Source organism: Bradyrhizobium sp. 613_E4_N2_2 (genome assembly GCF_052075995.1).
Classification (GTDB): Bacteria; Pseudomonadota; Alphaproteobacteria; order Rhizobiales; family Xanthobacteraceae; genus Bradyrhizobium; species Bradyrhizobium barranii.
The window spans coordinates 4053458-4067490 of the sequence record NZ_CP197234.1 but is presented as its reverse complement, the minus strand read 5'-3'; the positions used below and the strand labels follow the sequence as shown (position 1 = coordinate 4067490).

The window sequence follows — 14033 nt, the reverse complement described above, 5'->3', positions numbered from 1 at the left end:
TGGGGGCCAAGGACATTCGATAGAGCGCGCGCCAGCCCTTACGCCACCGCCCTCACCTTGCTGATGAAGCCGTCGACCTCCGACGTCAGCGAGGTCGACTGGCTCGACAGGTTGGCGGCGGCCTTCAGCACGCCGGACGCGGCGCGGCCGGTCTCGTTCGCCGCTGACGATACGGTTGCGATGTTGCGGGTGACGGTCGAGGTCGCTTCCGCCGTGTGCTGCACGGTGTTTGCGATCTCGGCGGTGGCCTTGTTCTGCTCCTCGATGGCGGCGGCGATGACGCGGTTGATACTCGAGACCTCCTCGATTGTCTTGACGATGCCGTCGATCGCCGAGACCGCCTTCTGCGTCGCCCCCTGGATCTCCGTGATCTGGGCGCTGATCTCTTCGGTCGCCTTCGCCGTCTGCGAGGCCAGGTTCTTCACCTCGCTCGCCACCACCGCAAAACCCCTGCCGGACTCGCCGGCGCGGGCTGCCTCGATCGTCGCGTTCAGCGCCAGCAGGTTGGTCTGGCCGGCGATCGAGGTGATGAGGCCTATGACCTCGCCGATGCGATCGGCGCCGTCGGCAAGCGCGCGCATGGTGCTGTCGGTTTCCTTGACGGTGACGACCGCCTGCTCGGTGGCGCGCGTCGCCTGCTCGACTTGACGGTTGATCTCGCGGATCGAGGCGTTGAGCTCCTCCGCAGCAGCCGCCACGGTCTGCACGCCGCCGCCGACCTGGTCGGCAAGGGTCGAGGCCGAGCCGGCCTGGGTCTGGGCCTCGGCTGCCGTGCCCGACATCGAGCGCGCGGTCGTCTCCAGCTCGCCCGAGGCGCTCGACAGCGTCTGTACCATCTGGCCGATGCGGCTTTCGAATTGCCGCACGAGGCCGGACAATTCGGATGCACGCTTCTCCTTGTCGGCGCGCTCGGCGGCCTGGTCGCCGGACAAGCGCTCGGCGTTGATCATGGCTTCCTTGAACACCTGGAGCGCCGCGGCCATGCGGCCGATCTCGTCGTTGCGGCCGAGACCCGGCACCTCGCCGGCGAAATCATGCGCCGCGAAACGGGTCATGACACCGGTGATCGCGGTCAGCGGCCGGGTGACGCGGTTGCGCATCAGCATCAGCCCGCCGATCGTCAGCGCCAGCGAGGCCGGCACCAGCAGGCCGAACAGGATCAGGCTGAAGCGGGCGCGCGAGGCGCCGTCTTCGGCCCGCGAGATCATGTTGGCGAGCGCGGTTTGTGTGACGATCACGACGTTGTTGGCGCCGACAAGCTGACGATCGCGGTAGTCGATGCCTGCGACGCCGGCGGGCTCGCCGGCGAGCAGCTTGGTCGCAATGGCATTGCGTTCGTCGCTGAGCGCGCCGGAAATTTCCGGCTCGGCGTTACGGATCGCCTGCAACAGCTCGGGCGAGGCCACATTCGGGCTGAGATCGCGCACGACCACCCAGGACTGCTGGATGCGGCCGCGCAGATCGGCAAAGGTGACGCCATCGGCGGCGGTCCAGGTCTTGTTGGCGAGGATCGAGGAGAACTGGATCAGAATGGTCTGGCCGGCATTGGCGCGGGCCTGCCAGGAGGCCTGCTTGGCGATCAGGAGGCGATCGACCACGGGATCGATCAGCGTCATCGCGTTGTCGACATGGGCGGTGACGTCGCCGATCGCGTCCATATAGGCGTCGCTGATCCTGGCCCAGCTCGGTTGCAGGTTCGCGTCACGCGCCGCCTTCTCCTGCTTCAGCGCAGTGACCGCGCGCGGCCGCAGCTCCTCGAGCTGCGCCCAGATGCCGCGGAGCTTGTCGAGCTTTTCGGCAAGACCGGGCGCTTCAGCAGAGGCGAGGCTCTGCAAGGCCTGCGCGTAATTCTTCTGCACGGTGGCTCGCTGGTCGGCGAGACTGCTCATGACGCTGTCGGGCGCGGGGGCAGCCGACGCCAGATAGCTCAGCGTGTCACCGCGCTCCAGGCGGAAAATCACGAGCGTATTGGTCAGGTCGCGGCTGGCGACCGCGAGCGAGACGATGCGGTTGCTGTCCGAGTAGCGGGTGACCGCGAGCTTCAGCGCATAGGCGCAGATGACGACGAGGACGAGACCGAGAGACCCAACCACCGCCCCGAGGATGCGGGCGACCGAACGCTGCTTTTGCATCGACTGATCCATATTGCCGCCAAGACGCGGTTCGCGGGCAATCTACGGAGCGAACGATGAGATTTGATTTAAGATTGAACGGCTTTGGCTACCAATCTCTTCCGGGAAAATACGGAAACCGGTAGTTCGATACTCCCCTCAGACCCGTGCGTCCGAGGGTGCCCGCTGCTTGAGCAGCCGGGCGCAGACGAGACCAAGCGCCACCATGATCGCGGCGCTCGTGAGCAGGGTCGAGACCTTGCCACCGTGCTGGAGGCCAAGCCCATAGGCGATCGGGCCAACGGTCTGCCCCATGAAGAAGAAGAACGAATGCAGCGACATCGCCGTCGCCCGCGCCCCGATCGACAGCTCGCTGGCAAACACCTGCAGGCAGCCGTGGATCATGTAGAAGCCCCAGCCCATCGCCAGCATGCTGGCGAATTGCAGCTTCCATCCGGGACCGAAGGCGAGCACGCCGAGCTGCAGTCCGACGAGGCCCGCGCCCGCAATCATCATGCCCCTGACGCCGAGCCACGGCAGGAAGCGTGAGACCGTGAAGGTGTAGAACAATCCGCCGATCGCAAAGCCCGCGATCACGATGCCCGCGATCGACGGCGACTTCTCGCCGAGATCGAACAGCAGCGCGGCGATGAATGGAAACAGGCCGAATACGCAGCAGCCCTCGACGAAGACAGCCGAGTAGCAGTAGCGCGTGTTGGGGTTGGCGAAGATGGTCCGGTAGCCCTGCCGCAAGGCCTTCAGATCGGTCTTCGGCGGCGCCGTCAGCGCGGCACCGCGAAAGCCCGCCGCCACCGCAACGGCCGCGATCAGGCCGAGCGCGCCGAGCATCATGAGCACACCGCGCCAGCCGATGAGTTCACCGATGATGCCGGAGGCGGTCGCGCCGAGCAGATTGCCGGTCATCGACCCCGCAAGCGTGCGGCCGATCGCGACCTGCCGCTTGGCCGGTGCGACGAGGTCGGCGGTCAGGCCGAGGGCGACCGGAAACACGCCACCGGAGGCGATCCCGGCGAGGATGCGGCTCGCGAATAGGCCCGAGAAGGTGGTCGCGACCGCGCCAAGAATGCAGGAGACGCCAAGCAGCGCCAGGCACAGTGTCATCAACCGCGCCTTGCCGAACAGGTCGGCAGCGGCTCCGATCACCGGTTGAACCAGCGCGTAGATCAAGGCGTAGCCGGCCGCGATGCTGGCGGCCGTCGTGATGCTGATCGAAAAATCTTCCGCGACATGCGGCAGGACGGGATCGAGCGCGCGCGTGGACAACGCCGCCGAGAAGCTCGCGAGCGCGATGATATTGATCGCGGGCGGAAACTTCTGGTCGGACGACGGCCCGGTCGCAGGCTGGGACATCAGCGCGTTGTGCTTTTCGTCACCGCGTCGAATGCCATCAGCGTGCGGATCAGCCCTTCGAACTCGCGCAGCGGCACCATGTTGGGCCCGTCCGAGGGCGCGCGATCAGGGTCGGGATGGGTCTCGATGAAGACGCCGGCAACGCCGACCGCGACGGCTGCACGGGCCAGCACCGGCACGAATTCACGCTCGCCGCCCGAGGACGTCCCCTTCCCGCCCGGCTGCTGCACTGAATGGGTGGCGTCGAAGATCACGGGCGCGCCGGTGGTGCGCGCCAGGATCGGCAGCGCGCGCATGTCGGAGACCAGCGTGTTGTAGCCGAACGAGGCGCCGCGCTCGGTGACGAGCACGTTGGGATTGTTCGCGGTCGTGATCTTGGTCACGACATTGGCCATGTCCCAGGGCGCAAGGAATTGCCCCTTCTTGACGTTGACGACCTTGCCCGTCACGGCGGCCGCCAGCAGCAAATCGGTCTGCCGGCACAGGAAGGCCGGGATCTGGAGGATGTCCACGGCTTGCGCCACCTCGGCGCACTGCGCGGCGTCATGCACGTCGGTCAGGACCGGCAAGCCGAGGGAGGCGCGGATCTCGGCGAAGATCGGCAGCGACTGTGCGAGCCCGAGACCGCGCGCTGCCGACGCGCTGGTGCGGTTGGCCTTGTCGAACGAGGTCTTGTAGACGAGGCCGATCTTCAGCCGCGCGGCAATCTCCTTCAGCGCGGAGGCCACCTCCAGCGCATGCTGGCGGCTTTCGAGCTGGCACGGCCCGGCAATGATCGAGATCGGCAGATCATTGCCGAACTTGACCGTGCCAATGGTGACGACCGGCGCTGCTGACGTCGAAGAGCTCAAGGCCAATGTCCCTCGTTTCGGCGCGACCATAGCCGCCATCAGGGTCGGATCAACCCCATTCGCCCCGGGCCACCCGAATATCAGGGTTGCGCCGGGGTTCCGTGCGAGGCCCTTGCGCCGGCGGCCCCTTACTTCACCGCCGAGAAGGCGGTCGGCGTCAGGAGCTGGCTGACGATGTTGCCGACGATCTGGCCGTCCGCTTCGCTCTCGGCACGCGCCTTCATCCAGTCCGGGTCGGTCATGAACTTGCCCCACTTCGCTTCGCGGTCGGCGAGCGAATCCCACGCCAGGAAATAGGTCAGCTCCTGGTTGGAATCGCCGATCAGCGTGGTGAAGAACCCGGCCTGCTTGATGCCGTGCTTCTCCCAGAGCTTCAGCGTGACCGTCTCGAACCGCTTCAGGAGCGCCGGCAGGCGGCCGGGCACGCAACGGTAGATGCGCATTTCATAGATCATTCTTGTTCCTCCCTGATGACGTCGGGGGTTATAGCGGCTGGCCGTGACGGTGTCTTCGGCCCTGCCCGATGCCGCTCGCGGCGTCTGGCGCATGGCTTGCCGGCCCCGATCGCACCCGGTTCCCGTAATGCTGCCGCAATGATACTGCCGCTACAACGCTTCGGTTGAGGCTCAGGTGCGGATCATGCGGATTTTGCTCGTCGAGGATGAAGCGGAGATGGCCGGGGCGCTGGCCTCGGCGCTCAAACGGTACGACATGATCGTCGATCACGTGCCAACGCTTGCCGAGGCCGAAGAGGCCATTTCCGCCGACGGGCACGCCGCCGTGCTGCTCGATCGCCAGCTGCCCGACGGCGACGGTCTTGCCCTGATCCCGAAACTGAGAGCGCGCGCCGACGGTGTGCCGATCATCGTGTTGACGGCACGCGGCGAGCTCGCCGATCGCGTCGCCGGGCTCGACAGCGGGGCGGATGATTATCTGGCAAAACCATTCGCGGTGGAGGAATTGCTGGCGCGCCTGCGCGCGGTGTTGCGCCGGCCCGCCGGGCTTCAGCCCGATATCATTCGCGCCGGCCGCCTCACCTTCGACTTCGGCCATCGCGAGGCGAGCGTCGACGGGGCTCCGCTCGAACTGCCGCGGCGGGAGCTCCTTGTGCTCGAAGCCCTGGTCCGCCGTATGGGCCGGACCGTGCTGCGATCGGCGCTGGAGGAAGCGGTCTACAGCTTCGACGACGAGATCCAGTCGAACGCACTCGATACGCATGTCTCGCGGCTGCGCCGCAAGCTTGCCGAAGCCGACGCGCACGTGGAGATCCACGGCATCCGCGGCGTCGGCTATCTCCTGAAGAAACTGCCGTGAGCAGGCACTCCGACCCATATTGCCTGCGCTCTCGGCTGAGCTGGCGCCTGCTTTCGCTCCAGGCCGCGCTGTTCGTCGCTTTGGTCGTCGTGATCATCGGCGCGCTTTGCGCTACAGGCTTCGTGCTGGTCCAACGGGACGAAGATCGCGTGATCGACGTCGTCCAGAGCGCGCTCGCGCGCGACGCAGCCGGCGGCCTGACGCTGCGGCCGACGGCTGAGCTGAAAGCGTTGCGCGAAGAGGCCCCCGACCTCTGGTTGCTGGTTCGCGACAGGCAGGGGCATTCGCTCAGTGAAGGCCCCGTGCCGGCTGAATTCGCGGGGATCGGCGGCGCCCTCGACCAGATCAGCCAGGCGCGGCTCGGCTGGCAGCTCTTCGAGGACGACCCGCGCAAGCCGGCGGCGCGGTTGAAACGCATCGACACGGCCGCCGGCAACGTGCAGGTCATCACGGCGACGCAGGGCAAGCTCAGCGGCGCCAAGGCGGTGTTCACGACGTCACTCGTGTTGCTGGGCATCGCGCTCCCCGGCCTGCTGTTGATGGGGACCGCGACGTTCATCGCGACGCCGATGGTCGTGCAGCGCGCTTTCAGAGGATTGGACGCGACGGCAGACCAGGCCCGGCGGATCGATATCCATCAGCGCGGCGCGCGGCTGTCGGTGGAGCAGATTCCGCTTGAAGTCGTGCCGCTCGTGGCCGCGGTCAATGACGCTCTGGCGCGGCTCGATCAGGGTTACGCCCGCCACAAGCGCTTCGTTGCCGACGCCGCGCACGAGCTGCGTACGCCGATCGCGATCCTGAACACGCGGCTGGAGTCATTGCCGTCGGGACCGGACAAGACCCGCCTGATCGAGGATGCGGCGCGACTCGCGACGCTTGCCGAGCAATTGCTGGATATCCAGCGGCTCGACCGTTGCGGGCATCCATTCGTGCCGGTCGACCTGGTCTCCGTCGCGCAAGGCGTTGCCGCCGACCTCGCACCGCTCGCGATTGCGGCCGGCTATGAGCTGTCCTTCGACGCGCCTGCGGCGCGGATCGACGTACTCGGCGACGCGGCCGCGCTCGAACGCGCGCTGACCAACCTCGTGCAGAATGCCATCCAGCACGGCCCTCGCCGCGGCACGATCGTCATTCGCGTCAGCCGCCCCGCCAGCATCGAGGTCACCGACGAGGGCGCGGGCATTCCGGCCGATCAACGCGAGCTGATCTTCGAGCCGTTCTATCGGCTCACGCCGCTCGATCGCGGCGCCGGCCTCGGCCTCAACATGGTGCACGAGATCATGCTCCTGCATGGCGGTCACGTTTCGGTCCTGGACGGACCGAACGGCGGTGCGTGCTTCAGGATGACGCTGCCGCCCCTGCAACAGGGCTAATTCAATTCGTCTCTGCGTCTCAAGCGCAATGCTGTCGCAATGCGCTCAGGCGACTCTTCGACCGCCTCACCTCTGATTTGCGAGGCGCAATCGAAATGCCGGAGTGCGCATGCCCAACGATTTCCTCTCATTCTTCCTGTCCTGGATGTCGGCCCCGCGGCGGGTCGGCGCGATCGCGCCTTCGGGCGCTGCCCTTGCCGATCTCATCACCCGCGAGATCACCGCAACGACCGGCCCGATCCTCGAGCTCGGCCCCGGCACCGGCGCTTTCACCTACAAGCTCCTGAAACGCGGCGTGCGCCAGCAGGACCTCACGCTGATCGAATACGGTTCGGACTTCACGAAGCTCCTGCAAATTCGTTTTCCCGGCGCGCGCGTGTTGTGGATGGATGCAGGGCGGCTTACGACGGAGCGGCTCTATGACGGCGCGCCGGTCGGCGCCGTGGTCAGCGGCCTGCCGCTGCTCAATATGTCGACGCGCAAGGTCGTCTCCATCATCGGCGGTGCGTTCCGCTACGTCCGCCCGGGAGGCGCGTTCTATCAATTCACCTACGGGATGAGCTGCCCCGTACCACGGCCGGTGCTCGACCGGCTGGGCTTGCGTGCAAAGCTGGTGGATCGCGCCTTGCTGAACGTGCCGCCGGCCGCCGTCTACAAGCTGACGCGACGGCCGCAGATGAAGATCGTCACGGGAACGATTGCGCCTGATGCCTCAATGCCGGTCGCGCCGGCGCCGATGCACCTCGTGCGCGACTACACCGCCGCGCCCTGAGGCATCACACCAGCCGCGACTGCACCATCGCCGCCTGGATGAACGAGGCGAAGAGAGGATGAGGCTCGAAGGGCCGCGACTTCAGCTCGGGGTGGAACTGGACGCCGATGAACCAGGGATGATCCTCGTACTCGACGATCTCCGGCAGCACGCCGTCGGGCGAGAGGCCGGAAAATTTCAGCCCATGCTGCTCGAGGCGGTCCTTGTAGGCGGTGTTGACCTCGTAGCGGTGGCGGTGGCGCTCGGAAATCTCGGTCGCGCCGCCATAGACCTGCGAGACGCGGCTGCCGCGGTTGAGCGCCGCGGGATAGGCGCCCAGACGCATCGTGCCGCCGAGATCGCCGGCCTTGGAGCGCTTCTCGAGCTCGTTGCCGCGCAGCCATTCGGTCATCAGGCCGACCAGCGGCTCCTTGGTCGGGCCGAACTCGGTGGAGTTGGCGTCCTCGATGCCGACGAGGTTTCGTGCGGCTTCGATCACCGCCATCTGCATGCCGAAGCAGATGCCGAAATATGGCACGTCGCGCTCGCGCGCGAACTGCGCCGCGCGGATCTTGCCTTCGGCGCCGCGCTGGCCGAAGCCGCCCGGCACCAGAATGCCGTTGACGTGCTCGAGGAACGGCGCGGGATCTTCCTTCTCGAAGATCTCGCTCTCGATCCAGTCGAGATTGACCTTCACCTTGTTGGCGATGCCGCCATGCGAGAGCGCCTCGATCAGCGACTTATACGCATCCTTCATCCCGGTATATTTGCCGACGATGGCGATGGTGACATTGCCTTCGGGATTGCGGACGCGCTCGTTGATCTGCTGCCAGCTTCGCAGCTCCGGCGGAATCCGCGAGCCGATGCCGAAGGCGGCGAGCACTTCGTCGTCCAGGCCCGCGTTATGATAGGCCTCGGGCACGGCGTAGATGTTGTCGACGTCGCGCGCCTCGATCACGGCGCTTTCGCGCACGTTGCAGAACAGCCCGAGCTTGCGCCGTTCTTCCTTCGGGATCTCGCGGTCGGTGCGGCAGAGCAGGATGTCCGGCTGGATGCCGATCGAGCGCAGCTCCTTCACCGAGTGTTGCGTCGGCTTGGTCTTCAGCTCGCCCGCGCTCGGGATGTAAGGCAGCAGCGTCAGATGGATGTAGACGGCATGATCGCGCGGCAGCTCGTTCTTGAGCTGACGAATCGCCTCGAAGAAAGGCAGGCCCTCGATGTCGCCGACGGTGCCGCCGATCTCGACCAGCACGAAGTCGTAATCGTCATTGCCGGAGAGGACGAATTCCTTGATGGCGTTGGTGACATGCGGAACCACCTGGATGGTCGCGCCGAGATAATCGCCGCGCCGCTCCTTGGAGATGATGTCCTGGTAGATGCGCCCGGTGGTGATGTTGTCCTGCTTGGTCGCAGGCCGGCCGGTGAAGCGCTCGTAGTGACCGAGATCGAGATCGGTCTCCGCGCCGTCATCGGTCACGAACACTTCGCCGTGCTGATACGGCGACATCGTTCCGGGATCGAGGTTGAGATAGGGGTCGAGCTTGCGGAGGCGGACCTTGTAGCCCCGGGCTTGCAACAGGGCACCGAGTGCCGCTGAAGCCAGACCTTTGCCGAGCGAAGAGACCACGCCGCCGGTGATGAATATGTACCGCGCCATGGGACTTAACCTCTAATCCCTCGAATTCGATTCGCCAAAGCGATTCGTATTCCGCCCCAAATAATTTGCGGGCCTGTGGGTGAGCCAAAACTAAGAGTGGTGACAGAGCCTTGATGGGGATTTTTGATGCAGGACGGTAGAAGCCGCCCTGCATGGCCCCCCTGCTTTATTGCGAGCGCGGCACCTGCGGGCCGGCTGGCGCCTGGTTCTGCTGCTGTTCGTCGGCCTTCTTCAGCGAATCCAGGATGCCACCCGAGGTCGGCGGCGCGATCGGGGCGCCTCCGGCCGGCTGGGTCTGGGACGCCGGCGCGCCGATGATCGACGAAGGCGCCCGGTTGTAGCCGGCATGCCAGGACAGGAACAGGCTGGTGAGGAAGAAGCCCCCAGCCAGGATCGCGGTGGTCCGCGTCAAAAGGTTCGCGGTGCCGCGGCTGGACATGAAGCCCGCGCCCCCGCCCATGCCGAGGCCGCCGCCTTCCGACTTCTGGAGCAGGACGGCGCCGATCATGACGGCGACGATCATGAGGTGAATGACGATGACAACAGTCTGCATAGTGTCCTTCCGTCACAAGCCGACAGCGCCGAGACGGCGGCCGATCGCGCTTCGCGGGTTTTCCTGAAGTTGCGCGGTGTTACACGATCAGAAGAGGCATTGCCACCCCCCGATCGGCCACGGCCGCGCTTTGAGATTAGCTAGGGGCAGCCCTTCGCAATCGCAAGGAAATCGGCCGCCTTCAGGCTGGCGCCGCCGACCAGCGCGCCGTTGACGTTTTTCACGGACATCAGCTCGGCCGCGTTCGACGGCTTGACCGAGCCGCCATAGAGGATCCGCATCCTGGCCCCGTCCGCCCTGAACCGGGAGGTCAGGAGTTCCCGGATAAAGCCATGAATCTGCTCGACATCCTTGGCCGTCGGGGTCAGGCCGGTACCGATCGCCCAGACCGGCTCATAGGCCACGACCAGGTTGGCGGCGGTCGAGCCGTCCGGCAGCGAGCCGTCGAGCTGGCCGCGCAGGATGTCCAGTGTCTGGCCGGCATCGCGCTGGCCTTGCGTCTCACCGATGCAGACGATCGCGGTGACGCCGGCGCGCCAGGCGGCCTCGGCCTTCTGCCGGATCAGGGCATCGCCCTCGCCGTGGTCGGCGCGACGCTCGGAATGGCCGACGATGATGGCAGTCGCACCGGCATCGGCCAGCATTTCGGCAGCGATATCGCCGGTATGGGCGCCGGAGGCCTTGGGGTGGCAATCCTGCGCCCCGACCGCGACCTTGCTTCCGCGCGCCCTGTCGGCGAAGGCCGCGATCAGGGTCGCCGGCGGGCAGACCAGCAGGTCGGCCTTGGCGGCCACCTCTGCCGCGCCTTTGAGCATGGCGTCGAATTCGGCAGCCGAGCCCTTGAGGCCGTTCATTTTCCAATTGCCGGCGATCAGCGGTCGGATGGCGTCGGTCATGTCAATTTCCAGCAAAATGAGGTTTGTGCATGCGCTAGCAGAGCTGTCGCGGCAGTTCCAGAGAGCTAAGGCTTTTAACCGCAGCGTCGAGGGACCGCGTGGCCTGAGGTTGCGGGGGGAAAGCCGCCACTTTATGATGATTGATCAATTTGGTGACGCGCTTTTGCGGAATCTGCATTAAGACGCGCTCCCGTTCCCCTCCTGCCAAACAAGTTGGACCAAATGCTTCGAGGAATGCGCAAGGCCTCATCAAACTGGCTCGGCAAGTCCATTATGGCCGTGGTGATGGGCGTGTTGATCATCAGTTTCGGCGTTTGGGGCATCGCCGACATCTTCAAAGGCTTCGGGCAGTCCACGGTGGCCAAGGTCGGCAGCACCGAGATTTCGTTGAACGAGTTCCGGCAGACCTATACCGACCGCTTGCAACAGATCAGCCGCCAGTTCGGCCGGCCGCTGACGCCTGACCAGGCGCGTGCCTTCGGCCTCGACCGCCAGGTGCTCCAGCAGACGATCGCGGAAGCCGCCCTCGACGAAGAGGCCCGCCGGCTCGGGCTCGGCCAGTCCGACGAGCAGATCCGCCAGGTCATCATGAACGACCCCAACTTCAAGGGCGTCGGCGGCAGCTTCGATCCGAACCGCTTCCAGGCCGTGATCCGCAATTTCGGCTATACCGAGCAGCGCTACGTCTCCGAGCAGCGCAAGGTGTCGCTGCGCCGGCAGATCACCGGCACGATCGGCGCCGGCCTCGAACCGCCGAAGGCCATGATCGACGTGCTGACGCGCTTCCAGAACGAGCAGCGCGCGATCGAATTCGTCAGGCTCGACGCCGCGCAGGCCGGCACCATCGACGCTCCCTCGCCCGAAGCCCTCGCCGCCTATTTCGAGGATCACAAGGTCCAGTTCCGCGCGCCCGAATATCGCAAGATTTCCTTCGTCGTGGTCTCGCCGGAAGAGATCGGCAAATGGAGCGAGGTCTCCGACGAGGACGCCAGGAAAGTGTTCGACCAGCGCAAGGACCGGCTCGGCACGCCGGAGAAGCGCCAGATCCATCAGATCGTATTCCCCAACGCCGCCGAGGCGCAGGCTGCACGCGAGCGCCTCGCCGGCGGAATGTCGTTCGAGGACCTCGGCAAGGAGCGCGGGCTGAGCAGCTCCGATGTCGACCTCGGGCTCGTGACCAAATCGTCGCTCGACCCCGCGGTCGGCGACGCCGCCTTCGCGCTTCCCGCAGGCGAGATCAGCCAGCCGATCCAGGGTCGTCTCGGCACGTCCATCGTCAAGGTCGACAAGATCGAGCCGGGCAATGAGGCGAACTACGCCAGCCTTGCCGGCGACATCAAGCGCGAGATCGCCACCGAGCGCGCCCGCGTCAAGGTCAACGATCTCCGTGACAAGATGGAAGACGAGCGCGGCGGCGGCGCCAGCGTGATCGACGCGGCGCAGAAGCTCGGCCTCACCGCCGTGACCATCGATGCCGTCGACCGCTCCGGCCGTGCCCCGAACGGCCAGCCCGTCACCAGTATCCCGCAGGGCCTCGACGTGGTGTCGCAGGCCTTCAACACCGATGTCGGCGTCGACAACGACGCGATCTCGTTCAAGGGCGGCTATGTCTGGTACGACGTGCTCGCCATCACGCCCTCGCGCGACCGCAATCTCGACGAGGTGCGCGACCAGGTCGAGGCACGCTGGCGCCAGGACCAGATCGCCGCCAAGCTGAAGACCAAGGCGACCGAGATGGTGCAGAAGCTCGAACAGGGCGGCAAGCTCGCTGACGAGGCCGCCGCGATCAACGCCAAGGTCGAGACCGCCTCCGGCTTCAAGCGCGACGACTCGCCCGCCGGCGTGCCCGCCAACGTCGTTGCGGCCGCCTTCCGCACCGCCAAGGACGGGGTCGGACAGACCGCCGTGAGCGGCGGCAGCGAGGTGATCGTCTTCCGCGTCACCGACATCGTCGAACCCGCGGTCGATGCCGCCTCCGACGCGGTGAAGAAGCTGAAGGACAGCCTCGACCGCGCGCTGACCGACGAGCAGGTCGCCTCCTACGTCAACAAGCTTGAAACCGACATCGGGACCACCATTAATCAGGCCGCCTTCGCGCAGGTGACCGGCGCGAACCAGTGAGTTGAAAGCACGCGATGGACGACCTGAAATCGATCATTGGAAAAGTGGCGACCGGCGCCAGCCTGTCGCGTGACGAAGCGGCTTCCGCCTTCGACGCCATGATGTCCGGCGAGGCCACACCCTCGCAGATGGGTGGCCTGCTGATGGCGCTGCGGGTGCGCGGCGAGACCGTGGACGAAATCACCGGCGCGGTCTCGGCGATGCGCTCCAAGATGCTCACGGTCGACGCGCCCGCGGACGCCGTCGACATTGTCGGCACCGGTGGTGACGGCTCCGGCTCGGTCAACGTCTCGACCTGCGCGTCCTTCATCGTCTCGGGCACCGGCCTGCCGGTGGCCAAGCACGGCAACCGTGCGCTGTCGTCACGCTCGGGCGCCGCCGACGTGCTGGCGTCGCTCGGCGTGAAAATCGACCTCAGGCCCGAGCAGGTCGGCCGCTGTGTGCGCGAATGCGGCATCGGCTTCATGTTCGCCCCTGCCCACCATCCGGCGATGAAGAACGTCGGCCCGACCCGGGTCGAGCTTGCGACACGCACGATCTTCAATCTGCTCGGCCCCCTGTCCAACCCGGCCGGCGTCAAGCGCCAGATGGTCGGCGTGTTCTCGCGGCAATGGGTGCAGCCGCTTGCGCAGGTGCTGAAAAACCTCGGCTCGGAATCCGCCTGGGTGGTGCATGGCTCCGACGGTCTCGACGAGATCACCCTCACCGGCCCGACCTTCGTCTCCGCGCTCCACAATGACGAGATCCGGAATTTCGAGGTGACGCCGGAGGACGCCGGCCTGCCGCGCTGCGATCCCGGTGCGCTCAGGGGCGGCGACGCCGACGCCAATGCGATCGCCTTGCAAAGCGTGCTCGACGGCAAGCCGAGCCCCTATCGTGACGTCGCGCTGATCAACGCCGCCGCCGCGCTGGTCGTGGCCGGCCGCGCCAAGGACCTCAAGGAGGGCGTTGCGATCGGCGCGAAGTCGCTCGACAGCGGCGCGGCGAGTGCGCGGCTGAAGCATCTGATCGCGGTCTCGAACGGCTGAACCTGAC

Annotated in this window: 12 protein-coding genes; 5 read left to right on the top strand and 7 right to left on the bottom strand. The window is 66.2% G+C overall.

Annotated features, from left to right (window positions below; all coding sequences use genetic code 11):
* Window positions 1-38 precede the first annotated feature (38 nt).
* From AB7290_RS19385 to AB7290_RS19370, 4 genes are all read right to left on the bottom strand, one after another.
* On the bottom strand, window positions 39-2132 hold the full coding sequence (locus tag AB7290_RS19385) for a methyl-accepting chemotaxis protein (protein WP_085404745.1): 2094 nt from the start codon (window positions 2130-2132) through the stop codon (window positions 39-41).
* 138 nt (window positions 2133-2270) lie between these two features.
* Complete coding sequence (locus tag AB7290_RS19380; RefSeq protein ID WP_085404603.1) at window positions 2271-3482, bottom strand: MFS transporter; 1212 nt, start codon at window positions 3480-3482, stop codon at window positions 2271-2273.
* Window positions 3482-4333, bottom strand: a complete 852-nt coding sequence (gene kdsA, locus AB7290_RS19375; RefSeq protein WP_085404602.1) for a 3-deoxy-8-phosphooctulonate synthase — start codon at window positions 4331-4333, stop codon at window positions 3482-3484. The genes AB7290_RS19380 and kdsA overlap by 1 nt, the downstream gene beginning before the upstream one ends.
* A 128-nt stretch (window positions 4334-4461) precedes the next feature.
* Window positions 4462-4788, bottom strand: a complete 327-nt coding sequence (locus AB7290_RS19370; RefSeq protein WP_085404601.1) for an NIPSNAP family protein — start codon at window positions 4786-4788, stop codon at window positions 4462-4464.
* 184 nt (window positions 4789-4972) lie between these two features.
* Between AB7290_RS19370 and AB7290_RS19365 the strand changes: the two genes are divergently transcribed.
* From AB7290_RS19365 to AB7290_RS19355, 3 genes are all read left to right on the top strand, one after another.
* Window positions 4973-5647, top strand: coding sequence for a response regulator transcription factor (locus AB7290_RS19365; RefSeq protein ID WP_085404744.1), 675 nt, complete (start codon window positions 4973-4975; stop codon window positions 5645-5647).
* Complete coding sequence (locus AB7290_RS19360; RefSeq protein ID WP_085404600.1) at window positions 5644-7020, top strand: sensor histidine kinase; 1377 nt, start codon at window positions 5644-5646, stop codon at window positions 7018-7020. The genes AB7290_RS19365 and AB7290_RS19360 overlap by 4 nt, the downstream gene beginning before the upstream one ends.
* A 109-nt stretch (window positions 7021-7129) precedes the next feature.
* Entirely contained in the window at window positions 7130-7792 is a 663-nt protein-coding gene (locus AB7290_RS19355; protein WP_085404599.1) for a class I SAM-dependent methyltransferase, read from the top strand.
* A gap of 4 nt (window positions 7793-7796) precedes the next feature.
* On the opposite strand, the gene AB7290_RS19350 is transcribed toward AB7290_RS19355, so the two are convergent.
* The 3 genes from AB7290_RS19350 to tpiA form a co-directional block, all read right to left on the bottom strand.
* Window positions 7797-9428 carry a CTP synthase gene (locus tag AB7290_RS19350; RefSeq protein WP_014494987.1) on the bottom strand — a complete coding sequence of 544 codons (1632 nt, stop codon included), beginning with the start codon at window positions 9426-9428 and terminating at the stop codon, window positions 7797-7799.
* A gap of 166 nt (window positions 9429-9594) precedes the next feature.
* On the bottom strand, window positions 9595-9981 hold the full coding sequence (gene secG / locus AB7290_RS19345) for a preprotein translocase subunit SecG (RefSeq protein ID WP_063983061.1): 387 nt from the start codon (window positions 9979-9981) through the stop codon (window positions 9595-9597).
* 140 nt (window positions 9982-10121) lie between these two features.
* The gene (gene tpiA / locus AB7290_RS19340) at window positions 10122-10877 is read right to left on the bottom strand and encodes a triose-phosphate isomerase (RefSeq protein ID WP_085404598.1); all 756 of its coding nucleotides are present in this window, start codon (window positions 10875-10877) and stop codon (window positions 10122-10124) included.
* Between the two features lie 222 nt (window positions 10878-11099).
* On the opposite strand from tpiA, the gene AB7290_RS19335 reads away from it, so the two are divergent.
* Together AB7290_RS19335 and trpD are read left to right on the top strand one after the other, a co-directional pair.
* On the top strand, window positions 11100-12998 hold the full coding sequence (locus AB7290_RS19335; protein ID WP_085404596.1) for a peptidylprolyl isomerase: 1899 nt from the start codon (window positions 11100-11102) through the stop codon (window positions 12996-12998).
* 14 nt (window positions 12999-13012) lie between these two features.
* Window positions 13013-14026: an anthranilate phosphoribosyltransferase gene (gene trpD, locus AB7290_RS19330; protein ID WP_085404595.1), complete on the top strand. Its 1014-nt coding sequence runs from the start codon at window positions 13013-13015 to the stop codon at window positions 14024-14026.
* The last annotated feature ends 7 nt before the right edge of the window (window positions 14027-14033 follow it).

What these genes read in the sequence shown, in the direction of transcription:
- AB7290_RS19335 (WP_085404596.1), top strand. Translation starts at nt 11,100, where the DNA reads ATGCTTCGAGGAATGCGCAAGGCCTCATCAAACTGGCTCGGCAAGTCC.
- AB7290_RS19355 (WP_085404599.1), top strand. Translation starts at nt 7,130, where the DNA reads ATGCCCAACGATTTCCTCTCATTCTTCCTGTCCTGGATGTCGGCCCCG.
- AB7290_RS19370 (WP_085404601.1), bottom strand. Translation starts at nt 4,788, where the DNA reads ATGATCTATGAAATGCGCATCTACCGTTGCGTGCCCGGCCGCCTGCCG.
- trpD (WP_085404595.1), top strand. Translation starts at nt 13,013, where the DNA reads ATGGACGACCTGAAATCGATCATTGGAAAAGTGGCGACCGGCGCCAGC.
- AB7290_RS19350 (WP_014494987.1), bottom strand. Translation starts at nt 9,428, where the DNA reads ATGGCGCGGTACATATTCATCACCGGCGGCGTGGTCTCTTCGCTCGGC.
- AB7290_RS19385 (WP_085404745.1), bottom strand. Translation starts at nt 2,132, where the DNA reads ATGCAAAAGCAGCGTTCGGTCGCCCGCATCCTCGGGGCGGTGGTTGGG.
- tpiA (WP_085404598.1), bottom strand. Translation starts at nt 10,877, where the DNA reads ATGACCGACGCCATCCGACCGCTGATCGCCGGCAATTGGAAAATGAAC.
- secG (WP_063983061.1), bottom strand. Translation starts at nt 9,981, where the DNA reads ATGCAGACTGTTGTCATCGTCATTCACCTCATGATCGTCGCCGTCATG.
- AB7290_RS19365 (WP_085404744.1), top strand. Translation starts at nt 4,973, where the DNA reads ATGCGGATTTTGCTCGTCGAGGATGAAGCGGAGATGGCCGGGGCGCTG.
- AB7290_RS19380 (WP_085404603.1), bottom strand. Translation starts at nt 3,482, where the DNA reads ATGTCCCAGCCTGCGACCGGGCCGTCGTCCGACCAGAAGTTTCCGCCC.